We start from the raw sequence: 14,865 nt of genomic DNA on the forward strand, positions 1-14,865 counted from the left end.
ACGGGGCGGGCAGGGATTGCGAGACGGCACGAGGTCACCCTCCTCGCCCCCGGGGTCCGACGGCCGAGCGGCCCGTTCCCCGAGGTCGCTGATGATGTCGACGATCTCCGCGTGCAAGGATGTAGAAGGGGGCGCCGGGCGGGAAAGCGGAGTTGGGGCGGGATGATCGGGACGGTGTTCCGGAGTGAGGACGTACCTACCGAAGACAGATTCGACCATTGGCGGGACATGGTCGGCCGGATGCGGTCGCCCAGTCACATCACCAGTACGCACGCCGCCGACTTCTGGGCGCGCAGCCGGGTGATGGAACTGGGGTCCGTGACCGTGTGGCCGACGTCGTTCCTGCCGACGCGCTACTGGCGGAGCCCGAAACTGGTGCGCCAGTCCGACCCCGAGCTGTACCACCTCACGCTGCTGATCGACGGCGGCCTGGCCCTCGAACACGCGGGGCGGACCGACTCGTTCGGCCCACGTGATCTGCACCTGACCGACAGCTCGCTGCCCTACGACCTCCGCCCGTACGGCATCGGGTCGGCGGACGGCCCCGAGCCGGGTGTCGTGAAGGGGGTGGGGGTCGACTTTCCCAAGGCGCGGCTTCCTCTGCCGCCGCACCGGGTACGGGAGTTGCTGGGCCGAGCACTGCCGGGGCGGGAGGGCTTCGGCGCCCTGCTGGCGGATTTCCTCATCAGCCTGGAGCGGCAGGCCGACACCCTCCCGCCGTCGGACGCGCCCCGCCTGGGCGGGGTCGTCATGGACCTGGTGTCGGCGTGGTGTGCCCAAGTACTCGACACCGAGGCCGACTTGGCGCCGGAGTCCCGCCAGCAGGTCCTGGCGCGACACATCCAGGTGTTCATCCGGCAGAACCTGCACGATCCGGACCTCACGCCACCGGTGATCGCCGCCGCCCACCACATCTCCCTCAGCTACTTGCACCGGATCTTCCCCCAGCAGACACAGGGCGAGACCGTCGCGGCCTGGATCCGCGAGCGGAGACTGGAGGGCGCCGCCCGCGACTTGGCGAACCCCTTGGCGCGCACCATGCCGATCCACGCCGTCGCCGCCCGCTGGGGCATCTCCCGCGCTTCCGACTTCACCCGCGCCTTCCGCGCCGCGTACGGGCTCTCGCCCAAGGAGTACCGGCACCAGGCGCTGATGAGTGGACAGTAGAGCGGGCTGCTTCCGGGGGGAGCAGCCCGCAAGGGCGACCGGCTGCCCCACGCGGACGGAGGCGACGATCCGCAGGCCGCCGGCGCCGAGGTGTACGCCCGTTGCCGCACCGAGCTGGAACGCTCCCCTGCCTCCACGCGCCGCGCCCGCCCCGGAGGCTCGGCGGCTGCTCGCCCACACCGACGAACCGGCCGGTGGGTTCTTCGGCCGCCACACCACCGTCCCCCCGGGTGCCTTGCGGCGGACTCATCGCCGGCTGGGTGAAAATGGGCGCGCCATCGGCTCTACGAAGGACCATCATGACAAGCGACGTATCTCCGCCCGAGGCGGAGGATGACCGTTTCTGGCAGGAACGACGGATCTGTTTCCTGACCACCCACCGGCCGGACGGCAGTCCGCATCTCGTCCCCGTGGGTGTCACCTTCGATCCGGAGGCCGGCGTCGCACGCGTCATCAGCAGCGCCGGCAGCAGGAAGGTCCGCAACGTCCGGGCGGCCGGCCCCGGCACGACGGTCGCGGTCAGCCAGGTCGAGGGGCGCCGCTGGTGCACCCTCGAAGGCACCGCGCTGGTCAAGGACGACCCGGAATCCGTCGCCGAGGCCGAACGGCGTTACGCCGAGCGCTACCGGCAGCCCCGCCCCAACCCCGAGCGTGTGGTCATCGAGATCACCGTGACCCGGGTGATGGGCACCGTGCGGCCGCCCGGCTGGTGACGGGCGCGGCCCCCGGCCGGACGACGGAACTCCCGCGAGGGACGGCCTGAAGCAGACGGCGGGTGCGGTAGTGCCGGGGGTCGTCGAGGAAGACCTGTGCGGCGGGGCCGGACCCGACGGTCCGGCCGTGGCGCATGACGACGAGATCGTCGCTGGTCTGCCGGACGACGCCCAGGTCGCGCGAGTCTCCTGACCAACGGGGCGACGCGCCGGCCGCACTCGGACTGGCGGGGCGTGTCGCGCGACGGGGCCGGGGGGTGGGTGACGGTCACGGTGTCCTCTTCGCGGGGCAGCCGAGGGTGAGAGGGGCCGCGGTGAAGACGGAGGAGTAGGTGCCGACCGCCAGGCCGATGAGCAGGGCGAGGGCGAAGTCGGTGAGGGTACCGTCCGCCAGGACGGCCAGGGCGGTGAGGATGAGGGCCGCGCCCGTGCCGGTGCTGACGGTGCGGGGGAGGGTCTGCAGGATCGCCTGGTTCGTCAGCCGCGGCAGCGGCACCGTGCGGTCGCGGGCGAGGAGTTCGCGGATGCGGTCGAACAGGACGACGGAGTCGTTGACCGAGTAGCCGATGACGGTCAGCAGAGCCGCCAGGAAGAGGCCGTCGATCGGCTTGCCCAGCCAGGCGAAGACACCGACGAGGATCACCACGTCGTGGACGAGCGCACCGACCGCCGCGGTGGCGAACCTCCACCGGAAGCGCACCGCCAGATAGAGCAACTGGGCGCCCAGGGCGAGACCGAGCGCGACGAGGGCGTTGCGGCGCAGCTCCTCGCCCAGGCTCGGACCGATCAGCTCGTCCCGGACCTTCTCCGTCCCGCCGCCGAGACCGCTCACCGTGCCGGTCACCGTGGCTTCCTGGGCATCGGTCAGCTCCTCCGCGCGCACCGTGAGGGAGTTGTCGCCGGAGGACTGGACGATGGCGTGCGGGAAGCCGGCCCGGCCGAGGGCCTCACGTGCCCGGTCGGGGTCGACGGGAGCGGTCGTGGAGTACTCGATGAGCCGGCCTCCGGTGAAATCGATGCCGAAGTCGAGACCGCGCGCCAGGATGCCCGAGGCGGCGAGGGCGAGGAGCACGGCGGAGGCGACCAGCCAGCGGCGCGGACGGCGCATCAGGAACGGGTCGCGGCGCAGCAGCCCGTCCCGGACGCGTCCGGTGTCGGTGATGCCGGTGAGGTGCGGTCGGCGGAGGGCCGCGGGGCGGTCGAGTGCGTACTCGGCGAGCACCCGGGTGACGACCAGGGCGCTGATCATGGAGGCGAGGACGCCGATGCCGAGGGTGATGCCGAAGCCGCGGACCGGTCCGGAGGCGAGGACGAACAGGAGCCCGGCGGCGATCAGCGTGGTGATGTTGGAGTCGGCGATCGCGCCCAGCGCGCCGCGGAACCCGGCCGTCAGCGCCGAGCGGGGGCTGGGCCGGGTCCGGGCGGCGTGCTCCTCGCGGGCCCGTTCGAAGACGAGGACGTTGGCGTCCACGGCCATACCGATGGCCAGGACGAACCCGGCGAGGCCGGGCAGGGTCAGGGTGGCGCCGACGGCGGCCAGGGCGGCGTACGAGATGAGGCCGTAGCAGGCCAGGGCCACGGTCGCGAGCAGGCCCATGAGCCGGTAGACGGCGATGATGAACAGGGCGGTCAGCACGGTGCCGGCCATCGCGGCCCGGGCCGCCGCCGCGATGGCCGCGTCGCCGAGGGTGGCACCGACGGTGCGCTGCTCCACCGTCTCGACCGGCACGGGCAGGGCGCCGCCGGAGATGAGCAGGGCCAGCTCGCGGGCCCCGGCGTCGTCGAAGGAGCCGGTGATCTGCGTGGTGCCGCCCGGGATGCCCCCACCGCAGGCCACGGACGGGTCGACCTGCGGCGAGGAGACGATCTTGTCGTCGAGGACGATGGCCACCCGGCGCTGCGGGTCGCCGGGCGGGTGGCAGGCGGCCTCCGCCGTGACCTGCGTCCACCGGGTGCGGCCGGTGTCGGTGAAGTCGACGGTGACGTGCCATCCGGTCCCGCTCTGCTGGTCGAAGCGGGCGTCCGCGCCTTCGACGTGCCGCCCCGTCAGGGCGGCGGCCTCCAGCCTCAGGAGTTGTCCGGCTCCGTCCGGCAGGACGCGCTCCTCGGCCGGATCGGCCGGATCGGCCGGATCGGCCGGATCGGCATCGTCTGCCGGCGGTGTCGGGATGTCGGCGGTGCCGAGGACGGTGTGGACGGTGAGCTGCGCGGTGCGGCCCAGGACGGCGGCGGCCTTTTCCGGATCCTGGAGGCCGGGCAGTTCGACGAGGATGCGGTGGTCGCCGGAGCGGACCAGGGTCGGTTCGGTGACGCCCAGCGCGTCGATGCGGCCCCGCAGTACCTCGACGGTGCGGTCGGTGGCGTCCGGGCCGGCGTCGGCGGTGTCGGTGGAACGGGTCTCCAGCAGGATCTGGGTGCCGCCGCGCAGATCGAGCCCGAGGCGGACCGGCATGGTGAGGGCGATGGCCAGCGATCCGACGATCACGGCGAGGGCGAGCAGCGCACGGGTGCGCGAGGAGTTCTTCCGGCGTTTCAACACGAGCCTCCGGCAGGCATGCCGCGGCGGCGGGCACAGGCGGCCGCGACAGGAGAAGGGGGATGGGCTGTCTCAGGTGCCAGGAGGTGGGGGAGGGGCCCGGCCGCGGTCGTACGCGGACCGGTCGTGGAGGACGGGAGTGCACGCGGGCGGCGGGGACGTGCCCGCCCCGGCAGCCGGGGCGGCGGTGATACGGCGGGGGTGGGTGGCGCGGTGGTCCGGTGGGTGCGGGCGCTCGCCGAGATGGTCGTACGGGGACCTGACGTGAGCCGCGTACGGGCCGGCGCACGGGTCGTCCACGCGGGGACCGGTGCCCGGCTGCCACCCGATGCCCGCGGCTACGGAGGTCGGACGGGGTGCGGGTGCGGGTGTGGTGGCGGCCGGAACCGTCGCCAGCAGGACGGCGAGGAACGCGAGGAGCGTGGTGAGCGTGGTGAGCGTGGTGGTGAGCCGGGGACCGGCGGCGGTCGGGACGGTGCGGGATGCCGGGCGCATGCACCGTCCCTTTCTCGATGATGCGGAGATGATGGCGGGTGGGCGTCAGGCCTCGATGAGACCGGCGCGGATGGCGTAGCGGGTCAGCTCCAGCCGGTCGTGCAGGCCGAGTTTGTGCAGCAGGTTGGCCCGGTGGCGGTGCACGGTCTTGACGCTGATGAACAGGAGTTCGGCGATCTGCTTGGAGGAATGCCCCTCGGCGACGAGCTTGAGGACCTCCTCCTCGCGTGGCGTGAGCAGGTGATCGGGGTTCTCCTCGCCGTGCCGGACGCGGTCCAGATAGGTGCGGATCAGGGCGGTGACCGCGCCGGGGTGGAGGAACGGCTCGTTGCGCATCGCCGCCCGGCAGGCGGCGACCAGGTCTCGGTCGGCCACCGACTTCAGTACGTAGCCGCAGGCTCCTGCCTTGAGCGCCTGGAACAGGTACTGCTCGTTGTCGTGCATGGTCAGCATCAGGATCCGCAGGCCCGGCTTGAGCGCCACCAGTTCGCGGGTGGCCTGCAGGCCGGTCAGCCGCGGCATCGCGATGTCGAGGACGGCCAGGTCGACGTCCCCCTTCCGGGCCTGTTCGACGGCCTCGGCACCGTCCCCGGCCTCCGCGACGACCCGCAGGTCGGGCTCGCGGTCGAGGATCAGGCGTACACCGCGGCGTACGAGGGCGTGGTCGTCGGCGAGCAGGATCCGGATCGGCTTCGACGCTGCCGAAGCCGCAGTGCGTTCGGGAGGGATGTCGTCGGACATGGTCAGAGCCGCTTCCTGGGGACGGGGGTGATCAGACGGATCCGGGTGCCGGTGGCTGTGCCGGTGGTTGTGGCGGTGACGGTGGCTGTGCCGATGCCGATGCCGATGCCGATGCCGACGCCGATGCCGATGCCAGGGGCGTCGGCGGTGGGGCTGGCGGGTGTCGAGGCGATGTCCAGGGTGGCCCCGGCGAGCAGGGCCCGCTCCCGCATGCCGCGGATCCCGGCGCCCTCGCAGGCGGCCTCGATGCCCCGCCCGTCGTCGGCGATCTCCAGCACCACCGCCTCGTCGGCCCGACGCAGGCTCACCTCCACCCGGCGCGCGTCCGCGTGGCGGGCCGCGTTGGTCAGACTCTCCTGAGCCACCCGGTACAGCACGAGCTCGCTCTCCTCGCCCAGCGCGGGCAGATCGGCGTCGAAGCGGCGTACGACATGCAGTCCGGTGTGGGTCGCGAAGTCCTGCGTGAGCGAGGTCAGGGCGCTCACCAGGCCCAGGTCCTCCAGGACGCCCGGCCGGAGACGGCGTACCAGGCGCCGGACCTCGTCCAGGCTCTCCCGGGTGATCTCCTGGGCCTGCCGAAGGTCCTCGCGCAGCGGCCCCGGCGCGTCGTCCGCGGCCCGCTTGAGCACCAGCAGGATCGCGGTCATGCTCTGCCCGACCTCGTCGTGCAGTTCCTGGGCGATACGACGCCGCTCCGCCTCCTGGGCCAGCAGCGCCCGGGCGCTGGAGGTGGCGCGTTCGTGCTCCAGCCGGTCGAGCATGGCGTTGAAGGTCCGGATCAGTTCGGACACCTCGCCGCCACCGCCACCGCCACCGCCGGCGCCGGGAACGGGCAGCCGCTGCCCCGGCCGCAGCAGGTCGACGGTGGTCATCAGCCGGGTCAGCCGGCCCAGCGGGGCCAGGCCCCAGCGCAGCAGGGTGCCGGTGGCGACCAGCATGACGGCCAGACCGCCGACGAGGATGACCGCCTCGGTGAGCAGCACCGGCACCGAGACGGTCACCGGCGCCCACAGCAGCAGCGCCGTGGCGGCGCCCAGCACCAGGGCGTTGAGCCCGAAGATCCGCCAGAACAGCGACACGGGAAAGCTCCTCCTTCAGGGACCCGACCTCGATCGGCCCTTCGCGCACCTCTTCGCGCACCTCTCATCCGGGCGCGAACCGCCGGACACGGACGTGACCGACCCTTCCCCAGCCTCCTCCGCCCCGGGGGACGCGGTCGATGGGGCCCGACACCCATTTCCCGCGTCGCGCACCCCCCATCCACCGCCCCGCGCGGTCACCGTGTGGTTACCGCCGTACCGGGGCGAATGGGGTCCGCGCCCGATGGGATTCCCCCGCGGCACCGAGCAGAGTCGAACCCGACCCGAGCCGACCCGAGCCGTTCGGTACGGCCGGTGCTCCACGCCGTCCGTACGGCGGGGCCCGGCCAACCGGTCGGCCACAGCCGCGCCCGCCGCGCCCGGAGAGAGGACCCGTCGTGCCGCTCGACACCTCCCAGACCGATCCCCGCCCGCTACCGCCCGCCGCACTCGACGCCCGTCGGCGCCTCGAACACGCCCGCAGCAGCCGGATGGCCCAGCTGCGGGCCCTCGACGAGGCCGGCCGGATCGCGAAGGACCACGTGATGTCCGCCCAGGCGGAGGCGATCCAGCAGGTCCTCAAGGAGATCGACGCGGCGTTCGCCCGTATCGACGACAGCTCCTACGGCACCTGCCAAGGATGCAGCAGGCCCGTCCCCGCCGAACGCCTGGAGATCCTCCCGTACACCCGGTACTGCGTCGCCTGCCAGCGCCGCGCCACCGCCTGAACCGCCCCTCTGCCCCCGACCCCCCCCGCCCTGTCCACACGTCTCCCGTCCTGCATACAAGGGGTGAAGTGGTGAACCACCAGACCGTCGGCGACCGTGCCGCACACCTGTCGCCCGAGGACCTCGCCGCGTTGCAGGAGAACCTGCACGAACAGCGCCTGTTCCGCCGGGAACAGCTGCGGCAGATCGCGGCAGCGCCCCGTACCGGGAGCCCGCCCCGGCACCGTTCCGCCGCACAGACCGAGATACAGGTCAAACTCGCCGCCTCCGCGCGCATGGTCCTCAACGACGTCGAGGCGGCGCTGCGGCGCATCGCCGAGGGCCGTTACGGCACCTGCCATCTGTGCCGGCGGCCCGTCGGCCGTGAACGCCTGATGATCGTGCCGCAGGCCCGCTACTGCGCACGCTGCCAGCAGGTGCGGGAGGCCGGAGGATGACCGCCGTCCGTCGCCTCCGCACCGGCTCCCGCGCCGGGCACCGCCCCTGGCCCCCGTGCCGGCAGTGCTGCGGTCTCGCTCTCGACCTGGGCAGCGACCGGACCCGGGTCTGGATCGCCGGCCGCCCCACGATCCTCGACATACCCGCGGTCACCTTCCCGGGTGCCGGGGCGGCGCACCCGATCCAGCGCGGCGCCGTCATCGACGTCCCCGGAACGGCCCGTACGCTCGACCGGCTGCTCGGCCACCGCCTGCCCCGGCACCCGCGCCCGCTGGTGGTGGTCACCACGCCGGTACTGGACGGCCCCGCCTACCGGGACCGGGCCCGTAGGGCCGTACAGGTGTTGTGGCCGCGCGCGGTGCTTTCCGTGTCCACCGCCCGCGCCGTCGCCCTGGCCGCGGACGCCGACCTCACCCGCCCGCTGCTCGTCGTGGACATCGGCGCCCACCTCACCGAAGTGGTCCTCCTCGTCGACGGCGCGGTCTTCGACGCCCGTCGCGCCGCGTTGGGCACCACCGACCTCACCTGTGCCGGCGCTCCGGCGGACATCGGCGAGGCCGTCACCTCCATGATCACCTCGATGCTCCGCCAGGACCGCACCGCCCGCACGGCCGAGGCCCTCGGCCGGGGGCCCCTCCTGGCAGGCGGCGGTGCCCTGCGCCCCGACCTCGTCGGCCGCCTCGGCGCCGGCCTGCACGCACCCCTGCGGACCGTCCCCGCCCCGCACACCGCCGCGCTCCGCGGCGCCGCCAAGATCCTCCGAGCCGCACACACCCACCCGTCGACCCGAGGCACGCCACCACCCGGTCCCGCCCTCCGACCCCGCTGAACCCCGAACCAGCCAATCCCCGAACCCAGAACCCAGAACCCAGAACCCAGAACCCAGAACCCAGAACCACCCTCGCCCTGCGTCTTCTCGTCGTACCGCCGCTGGGCCTGGCCGTCCCGTTCACCGCCGGCGACGCCGCCGACCGGCACCACCGCTCATGGGACAGTCTCTCCACGACCTCTCGACGATCTCTCCGCGATCTCTCCGCGATCTCTCGGCGACCTCTCCACGACCTATGTAGACTACGAGTATGGGTAGGGACGGTCCGCGCATGACCCTGCAGACCCAACTGGTGCTGCGGGCATTCCTGGAGGACCCCGCCACAGAGCGCTACGGCCTCGAGCTGTGCGAGCTGGCGGGGCTGCCGTCGGGCACGGTCTATCCGATCCTCGCCCGCCTGGAACAAGTCGGCTGGGTGGACGGCGCCTGGGAGGACCCCGCCGTTCACGAGGGGGCCGGCCGTCCGCGCCGCCGCTTCTACCGGATCACCGAAGACGGTGCCGAGCAGGCCCGGGAGGCCGTCGCCCGCGCCTACCGGTCCCGCAGACAGCCCCTGCCCGGGTGGGCCGCTCGCCCCGGTCGGTGACCTGCTGCCCGAGCGTGACGCGGCACCCCTCGCGCCCCGGATCGCATTCCACCGCGCGAACGAAGGCAGACCCACGGGTCTCGCCAGGATGTCATGATCATGGACGTGACTGCGGGCAACGAGATGATCTCCATCCCGCCGGGGCGGGTGACGCTGTCGGACCGGCGGACGCGGCGCAGTTGGTCGGTCGAGCTCGCGCCCTACCGGCTCGCGGCATTCCCGGTCACCCAGGCGTTGTACGCACAGATCACCGGCCGGCGGCCGAGTGCCGCCCAGGGGGACAGGCTGCCCGTCGAGTGCGTCTCCTGGTGGGACGCGGCGCGGTTCTGCAACACCCTGTCCCGGTGCGACGGGTTCACGCCCGCGTACCACTTCCGTGCCGACGGCGAAGGTGTCGAGTGGGACGAGTCCGCCGACGGGTACCGACTGCCGACCGAAGCCGAGTGGGAGCACGCCTGCCGTGCCGGTACGACCGGGCCGCACTACGCGCCGCTCGACGAGATCGCCTGGTACCGCGGCAATGCGCACGAGCGCATCCACGCCGTGGGCGGCAAACGCCCCAACCCCTGGGGTCTTCACGACATGCTCGGCAACGTCTGGGACTGGTGCTGGGACGTCTACGATGCCGAGGTCTACGGCACCTACCGGGTACTCCGCGGCGGTGGCTGGTTCGATGAGCACTGGAGTTGCCGGGCCTCTGCGCGGCGCCGCAGCCACCCGAGCTTCCAGGTCGACGACGTGGGGTTCCGCATCGCACGCTCCCTCGTGTGACGACCGGTTCCCGCGCGCCGCCGGCCCTCCCGGGACGGGAGTTGACCTGGGGCTGTCGTTTGGATCACGCCGCAGACGCGGGGTCCGGCACGCGGCACCGTCGGTACCGGCCCCCCGCTCACCCGGCGCTCAGGCCTCCCGCCCCTCGAACAGCAGCCGCGTGAAATCGCCGAGCGGCTCCACGATGTCCAGGTCCTGGTCGAGGATCCACTGCAGTTGGAGTCCGCTGAGCACGGCGTGGAACAGGAGCGCCGCGCTCTGCGGACTGACACCCTCACGGAGTCTGCCGCGGGACTCCTCGTCGGGAAAGCCGTCGGTGAACTGGGCGCGGCTGCGCTCGTAGCGCTCCACGAAGTAGGTGTGCGCCGGATGGTCCGGCCGTGAGGCCGCGGCCGCGAGCTCGATCCACAGGCGTATCAGCTCGGGGGCCCGCTGGTGGTGGCGGATGAGCTTGCCGAGATAGGGCCCGAGCTGTTCGGGATCCCCGACCTCCTCCAGGCCCTGCCGCCACTCCTCGGAGTCCCGGTCGGCCAGTACTTCGGCGAGGAGTTCGTCCTTGTTGCGGAAGTGGTGCAGGAGCCCCGCGTGGGTGATGCCGGCGCGTTCCGCGATGTCGCGCAGCGAGGCCTTGGCGTAACCGTGCTCGGCGAAGCTGTCGCGCGCCGCCCGTACGATCTCCGCCCTGCGGGCCGGTGTCCTGGCGTACGGTCCCCGCGTTCTGCCCTGGCCCACGGTGCGCTCACCCTCCTCGACTCGGTGGCTTGGAAATCTACCCGACGGGTGGATTCCGATGCCTCCACCGCCCACCCGGTGCCCCCGTTCGTCGACGGCGGGCCCGGCTGGAACGAACCGAACCATTGTGCTCCGCCCGGCTCATTCGTAAGCTGACCACTTGGAAGGGATTGAAACGTTTCAATGCGTTTCAGCGCGTTTCAGCTTCTCCTTCCGCTCACGAAAGGAACGATCCCGTGGACGAGGACAACAGAAGCGGGCCGAGCCGTCGGCACCTGCTCGGCATCATGACGGCGGCGGCAGCGGGAGCCGCCCTCCCGCTCACCGCCGCGACGGACGCCTGGGCGTCGGGCGCACGCTCCGCCGCACCGGCGCGGCTGCGGGTCAACCTCCGTACCGCACCGCTGGGCACCGAGACCGCACCGGCCTTCACCTGGGTGCCTCCGGTCGCCAGGCAGTCCGCCTACGAGATCCAGGTCGGCACCGGCCCCGGCCGGGCGGACGTCTGGCGCAGCGGCCGGGTGGCAGGCTCCCGCAGCACCGAAGTCCCGTACGGGGGCGGGGCGCTGCGATCGGAGCGGGCGTACCACTGGCGGGTACGGACCTGGGACGAGAAGGGCGTCCGCGGCCCCTGGAGCGAGTCCGCCACCTGGGAGACCGGTCTGCTGAAGGGCGAGAAGGACTGGTCGGGCGCGCGGTGGATCGGTGGCCGACAGCCGCAGGACCACGACTGGAAGGACCTGACCGCGACCGTCGTCTTCCGGGGCGGCGCGGACCCCACGAGAGGTCTGTGCCTGCTGCTGCGCGCCGAACCCATCGGCAAGACCTGGGGCGAGGGCCTGAACTGGGCCATCCGGCAGACCGGCGACGACCTGCACCTGGTCATGAGCACCAGCCACTACGCCGGCAACACCTGGGTCGACGACGGCACCTCCGAGCCCGACTGGGGCGTGAACCACTACGACCCCCAGAGCGAGACCAACCCCACCACCGCGGGCACCCGCAGCGTCCCCGTCGCCACGGTCGCGCTCCCCGCCTCGGCCGGTCTGACCAAGGACACCTGGGCCACCCGCGACCACACGGTCCAGGTCAAGGCCCAGGGGCTGACCGTCACCACCACCGTCAACGGGGTCGAGGTCGACAGCCGCACCCTCACCGGCGACCAGATCCGCCGCCACGGCAGCTTCGGCTTCGCCGGCGGCACCGACGCCACCATCCGCACCGTCAGGGTGACCGGCACCGGCGCCCCCGACTTCTCCGCCGACCTCACCAGCGGCGCCAACCCCTTCGAGGCCGGCATCGGCACCCTCTCCGGCCTGACCTTCCCGCCCAAGAACCCCTACATCCCGTCCAAGAACGCGATCCTCCCCATCGCCAACCCCGCCCCCGTGCTCCGTCGCGCCTTCACCCTGCCCCGGGGCCGCCGCATCGCCGGGGCCCGGCTGTACCTGAGCGCCGCCGGAAACGTGACCTTCACCGTCAACGGCGACCCGCTCACCGTCGACGGCGGGCCGGCGGCCCGTGACCGCACCAACGTGCCCCGCCTCCTGACCGACCAGAGCACCTACGACCGTACGGTCCTCTACGACACCTTCGACGTCACCGCACTGCTGCGGGCCGGCCGCGAGAACGTCGTCGCCGCCGAACTCGGCCGGGGCTGGTACGGAGTGACGACCCCACAGGAGTGGTACTGGCAGCTGGCCCCCTACAACGGCGCACCCCGTCTGCGCGCGAAGCTCGTCGTGACGTACACCGACGGCTCCGCCACCACCCTCGTCACCGACAAGGACTGGCTCACCGCGGACGGACCGACGACCTTCGACTCGGTGTACTCCGGTGAGAAGTACGACGCCCGCCGGGCCGAGGAACTGGGGGAGTGGCGCTCGGCCGACCACCGCACCGGCCGCGACTGGCGTCCGGCCACCGTGCTGATCCCGCCGGGCAGTTGCTCCGGCCCCTCCCCGAAGTACCACGGAGCGCTCCCCGCCACGACGATTCCCGACGGGTTCAAGCCCGCCGCCGTACGCGCGCACGAGGCCGAGCCGGTGCTGGTCAACCAGGTTCTCCGCCCGGTGGCCCTCACCGAGACGGCGCCCGGATCCGGCATCTGGGTCCTGGACTACGGCCAGATCGTGACCGGCCTCGTCCACCTCTCCCTCACCGGCGTACGCCCCGACAGGGAGGGGCTCACCCTGCGCATCCGTGGCGGCAACCGCGTCACCGGCGGTGACGGCACCAGCGCCTCCCCGCTCTCCGTCGAGGAGGAGAACTTCCAGCACGACGCCAACCTCCAGACGCACTACTACACCCTGGGCAGACGGCCGACGCAGACCTGGGAACAGCAGTTCAGCCACTTCGGCTTCCGCTACCTGGAGGTCATGAACCTCGAGGCCGTCCTCGGACGGGCCCCCGACCTGGAGCGGGACGCGTCCGTCCTGACCGTCGGCGTCGCCCGCTCCGGCTTCGCCCGCACCGGCACCTTCACCACCGACAACGCCCTGCTCAACCGCCTTCAGCGCAACCTGGAGTGGGCCGAGCAGAACAACCTCGTCCAGAAGCCCACCGACACCCCCTCCCGCGAGAAGAACGGCTGGACCGGGGACGCCATGGCCAGCTCCGAGTCGGAGTCCCTCACCTGGGACGTCAACGCGCTGCTCACCACCTACCTGCGCCACTTCCCCGACACCCAGATCTCCACCGGCCAGCTGCCCATGTTCGTCCCCATCGCCAAGGGCGGCTACGGCTACGACCACACCCCCGGCTGGAACGCCGCGTGGAAGGCCGTACCGGCCTGGGACTCGGCCTACTTCGTCATCCCGAGGGAGCTGTACGCCTACTACGGCAACAGCAGCCTGTTCGAGGAGCTGTACGACCACCAGGACACGCTGCTCAGGTCCTACGAGACGCTGTTCACCGCCGCGAACGACTACAAGTTCGAGGCCTCGCTCGGCGCCTACTCCGGCGCCGAGGCCCCCGGCAGCAACGCCGTCATCAGCCTCGCCTTCTACATCCACTTCTGCGACTACATGGACGAGGTGGGCCGCCTCCTGGGCCGCACCGGACGGGCCGCCCACTACGCCCGGTTGGCACGCACCCTGCGCAAGGCGTTCATCGCCAACTACTGGGACGCCTCCCAGGGCCACTTCACCCAGGGCAGCATCTCCAGCGAGAACACCCTGGCCCTCGCCTTCGACCTGGTGCCCGGCTCGGATCTGGCCCCCGACGACCCCCGCCACCTGCCCGGCACCAAGCCGCTCGCCGAGAACGAGAAGGCCCTCGCGAAGCTGCTCGCGGACCGCATCACGGCCGCCGACCGGCACCTCCAGAACGACATGTACGGCTCGCGCTACGAGTTCAACATCCTCAGCCGGTACGGCTACACGGACCTCGCGTTGCAGGCGGTCACCCAGACCGGCACGCCCGGGTACGTGTACCAGATCGCCAAGGGCGCGACCTCACTGTGGGAGCAGTGGACCGACCGGCTCTCGGTCGACCACCACTACCGCTCCAACGTGGCCACCTGGTTCTACCAGAGCCTGGCCGGCATCATGCCGACCTCGACGGCCTACGCGACGCTGCGGATCCGCCCGTACATCCCCACGGTCGCGGTCAACAGCCGCGTCCCGAAGGACACGTCGGACCTCGACCTCTCACCCGCGACCCTCGACCAGGTCAGCGCCTCGATCGACACCGTGCGCGGCGAGGTGTCGTCGCGGTGGCGGCGCCGCGCGGACGGCAGGATCGACCTCACGGTCACCGTCCCCGGCAACACCGAGGCCGAGATCTGGGTCCCCACCCGGAACCAGCCCGTCACCGCACCCCGGGGGGTCACCCACCTCCGCGACGACACCTCGGGCGGTGCCGCCTACAAGGTCTACCGGGCTCACGCGGGCTCGTACCGCTTCAACGCCGGCTGACCCGCCCGACCACAGCCCGCCGCCCCGTGCCGACGACCCACCGCCGGCACGGGGCGGCGGGCTGTTCCGGCGCTGGTCCGCGATACCCCGGGGCGCGCCGCCGGCTGCTCCAGCACGCGGTCGGGGAGACCTG

13 protein-coding genes are annotated in these 14,865 nt (G+C 72.3%); 8 read left to right on the top strand and 5 right to left on the bottom strand.

What is annotated here, in order from left to right; genetic code table 11:
• Nucleotides 1-162: 162 nt before the first annotated feature.
• Nucleotides 163-1,167: a helix-turn-helix domain-containing protein gene (locus AQJ64_RS15405; RefSeq protein ID WP_055637185.1), complete on the top strand. Its 1,005-nt coding sequence runs from the start codon at nt 163-165 to the stop codon at nt 1,165-1,167.
• Nucleotides 1,168-1,466: 299 nt separating this feature from the next.
• Nucleotides 1,467-1,880, top strand: coding sequence for a pyridoxamine 5'-phosphate oxidase family protein (locus AQJ64_RS15410; protein WP_055637186.1), 414 nt, complete (start codon nt 1,467-1,469; stop codon nt 1,878-1,880).
• A 268-nt stretch (nt 1,881-2,148) separates the two neighbouring features.
• Here AQJ64_RS15410 and secD read toward each other — a convergent pair whose 3' ends face one another.
• From secD to AQJ64_RS15430, 4 genes are all read right to left on the bottom strand, one after another.
• Nucleotides 2,149-4,419: a protein translocase subunit SecD gene (secD, locus tag AQJ64_RS15415; RefSeq protein ID WP_059202714.1), complete on the bottom strand. Its 2,271-nt coding sequence runs from the start codon at nt 4,417-4,419 to the stop codon at nt 2,149-2,151.
• A 69-nt stretch (nt 4,420-4,488) separates the two neighbouring features.
• Nucleotides 4,489-4,911, bottom strand: a complete 423-nt coding sequence (locus tag AQJ64_RS49045; RefSeq protein ID WP_059202715.1) for a hypothetical protein — start codon at nt 4,909-4,911, stop codon at nt 4,489-4,491.
• Between the two features lie 45 nt (nt 4,912-4,956).
• Entirely contained in the window at nt 4,957-5,652 is a 696-nt protein-coding gene (locus AQJ64_RS15425) for a response regulator (protein WP_055638522.1), read from the bottom strand.
• 2 nt (nt 5,653-5,654) lie between these two features.
• The gene (locus AQJ64_RS15430) at nt 5,655-6,731 is read right to left on the bottom strand and encodes a HAMP domain-containing sensor histidine kinase (RefSeq protein WP_055638523.1); all 1,077 of its coding nucleotides are present in this window, start codon (nt 6,729-6,731) and stop codon (nt 5,655-5,657) included.
• A 398-nt stretch (nt 6,732-7,129) separates the two neighbouring features.
• Between AQJ64_RS15430 and AQJ64_RS15435 the strand changes: the two genes are divergently transcribed.
• The 5 genes from AQJ64_RS15435 (at nt 7,130) to AQJ64_RS15455 (ending at nt 10,083) form a co-directional block, all read left to right on the top strand.
• Nucleotides 7,130-7,459: a TraR/DksA family transcriptional regulator gene (locus AQJ64_RS15435; protein ID WP_055638524.1), complete on the top strand. Its 330-nt coding sequence runs from the start codon at nt 7,130-7,132 to the stop codon at nt 7,457-7,459.
• 68 nt (nt 7,460-7,527) lie between these two features.
• Complete coding sequence (locus tag AQJ64_RS15440; RefSeq protein ID WP_055632700.1) at nt 7,528-7,896, top strand: TraR/DksA family transcriptional regulator; 369 nt, start codon at nt 7,528-7,530, stop codon at nt 7,894-7,896.
• Nucleotides 7,893-8,726, top strand: a complete 834-nt coding sequence (locus tag AQJ64_RS15445; protein WP_055632701.1) for an acetate and sugar kinases/Hsc70/actin family protein — start codon at nt 7,893-7,895, stop codon at nt 8,724-8,726. Before AQJ64_RS15440 ends, AQJ64_RS15445 begins: the two co-directional genes overlap by 4 nt.
• 271 nt (nt 8,727-8,997) lie before the next feature.
• Nucleotides 8,998-9,312 (top strand): PadR family transcriptional regulator, encoded by a 315-nt coding sequence (locus AQJ64_RS15450; RefSeq protein WP_055632702.1) that lies wholly within the window; start codon nt 8,998-9,000, stop codon nt 9,310-9,312.
• Between the two features lie 99 nt (nt 9,313-9,411).
• Nucleotides 9,412-10,083 (top strand): formylglycine-generating enzyme family protein, encoded by a 672-nt coding sequence (locus AQJ64_RS15455; protein WP_055632723.1) that lies wholly within the window; start codon nt 9,412-9,414, stop codon nt 10,081-10,083.
• Nucleotides 10,084-10,212: 129 nt separating this feature from the next.
• Here AQJ64_RS15455 and AQJ64_RS15460 read toward each other — a convergent pair whose 3' ends face one another.
• Nucleotides 10,213-10,815, bottom strand: a complete 603-nt coding sequence (locus AQJ64_RS15460; RefSeq protein WP_055632703.1) for a TetR/AcrR family transcriptional regulator — start codon at nt 10,813-10,815, stop codon at nt 10,213-10,215.
• 236 nt (nt 10,816-11,051) lie between these two features.
• Between AQJ64_RS15460 and AQJ64_RS15465 the strand changes: the two genes are divergently transcribed.
• Nucleotides 11,052-14,732 carry a family 78 glycoside hydrolase catalytic domain gene (locus AQJ64_RS15465; protein WP_240512528.1) on the top strand — a complete coding sequence of 1,227 codons (3,681 nt, stop codon included), beginning with the start codon at nt 11,052-11,054 and terminating at the stop codon, nt 14,730-14,732.
• The last annotated feature ends 133 nt before the right edge of the window (nt 14,733-14,865 follow it).

The organism is Streptomyces griseoruber (assembly GCF_001514205.1).
GTDB lineage: Bacteria > Actinomycetota > Actinomycetes > Streptomycetales > Streptomycetaceae > Streptomyces > Streptomyces griseoruber.

Coding starts and splice junctions, on each gene's coding strand:
- AQJ64_RS15410 (WP_055637186.1), top strand. CDS start 1,467: ATGACAAGCGACGTATCTCCGCCCGAGGCGGAGGATGACCGTTTCTGG.
- AQJ64_RS15405 (WP_055637185.1), top strand. CDS start 163: ATGATCGGGACGGTGTTCCGGAGTGAGGACGTACCTACCGAAGACAGA.
- AQJ64_RS15455 (WP_055632723.1), top strand. CDS start 9,412: ATGGACGTGACTGCGGGCAACGAGATGATCTCCATCCCGCCGGGGCGG.
- AQJ64_RS15425 (WP_055638522.1), bottom strand. CDS start 5,652: ATGTCCGACGACATCCCTCCCGAACGCACTGCGGCTTCGGCAGCGTCG.
- AQJ64_RS15450 (WP_055632702.1), top strand. CDS start 8,998: ATGACCCTGCAGACCCAACTGGTGCTGCGGGCATTCCTGGAGGACCCC.
- AQJ64_RS49045 (WP_059202715.1), bottom strand. CDS start 4,911: ATGCGCCCGGCATCCCGCACCGTCCCGACCGCCGCCGGTCCCCGGCTC.
- AQJ64_RS15445 (WP_055632701.1), top strand. CDS start 7,893: ATGACCGCCGTCCGTCGCCTCCGCACCGGCTCCCGCGCCGGGCACCGC.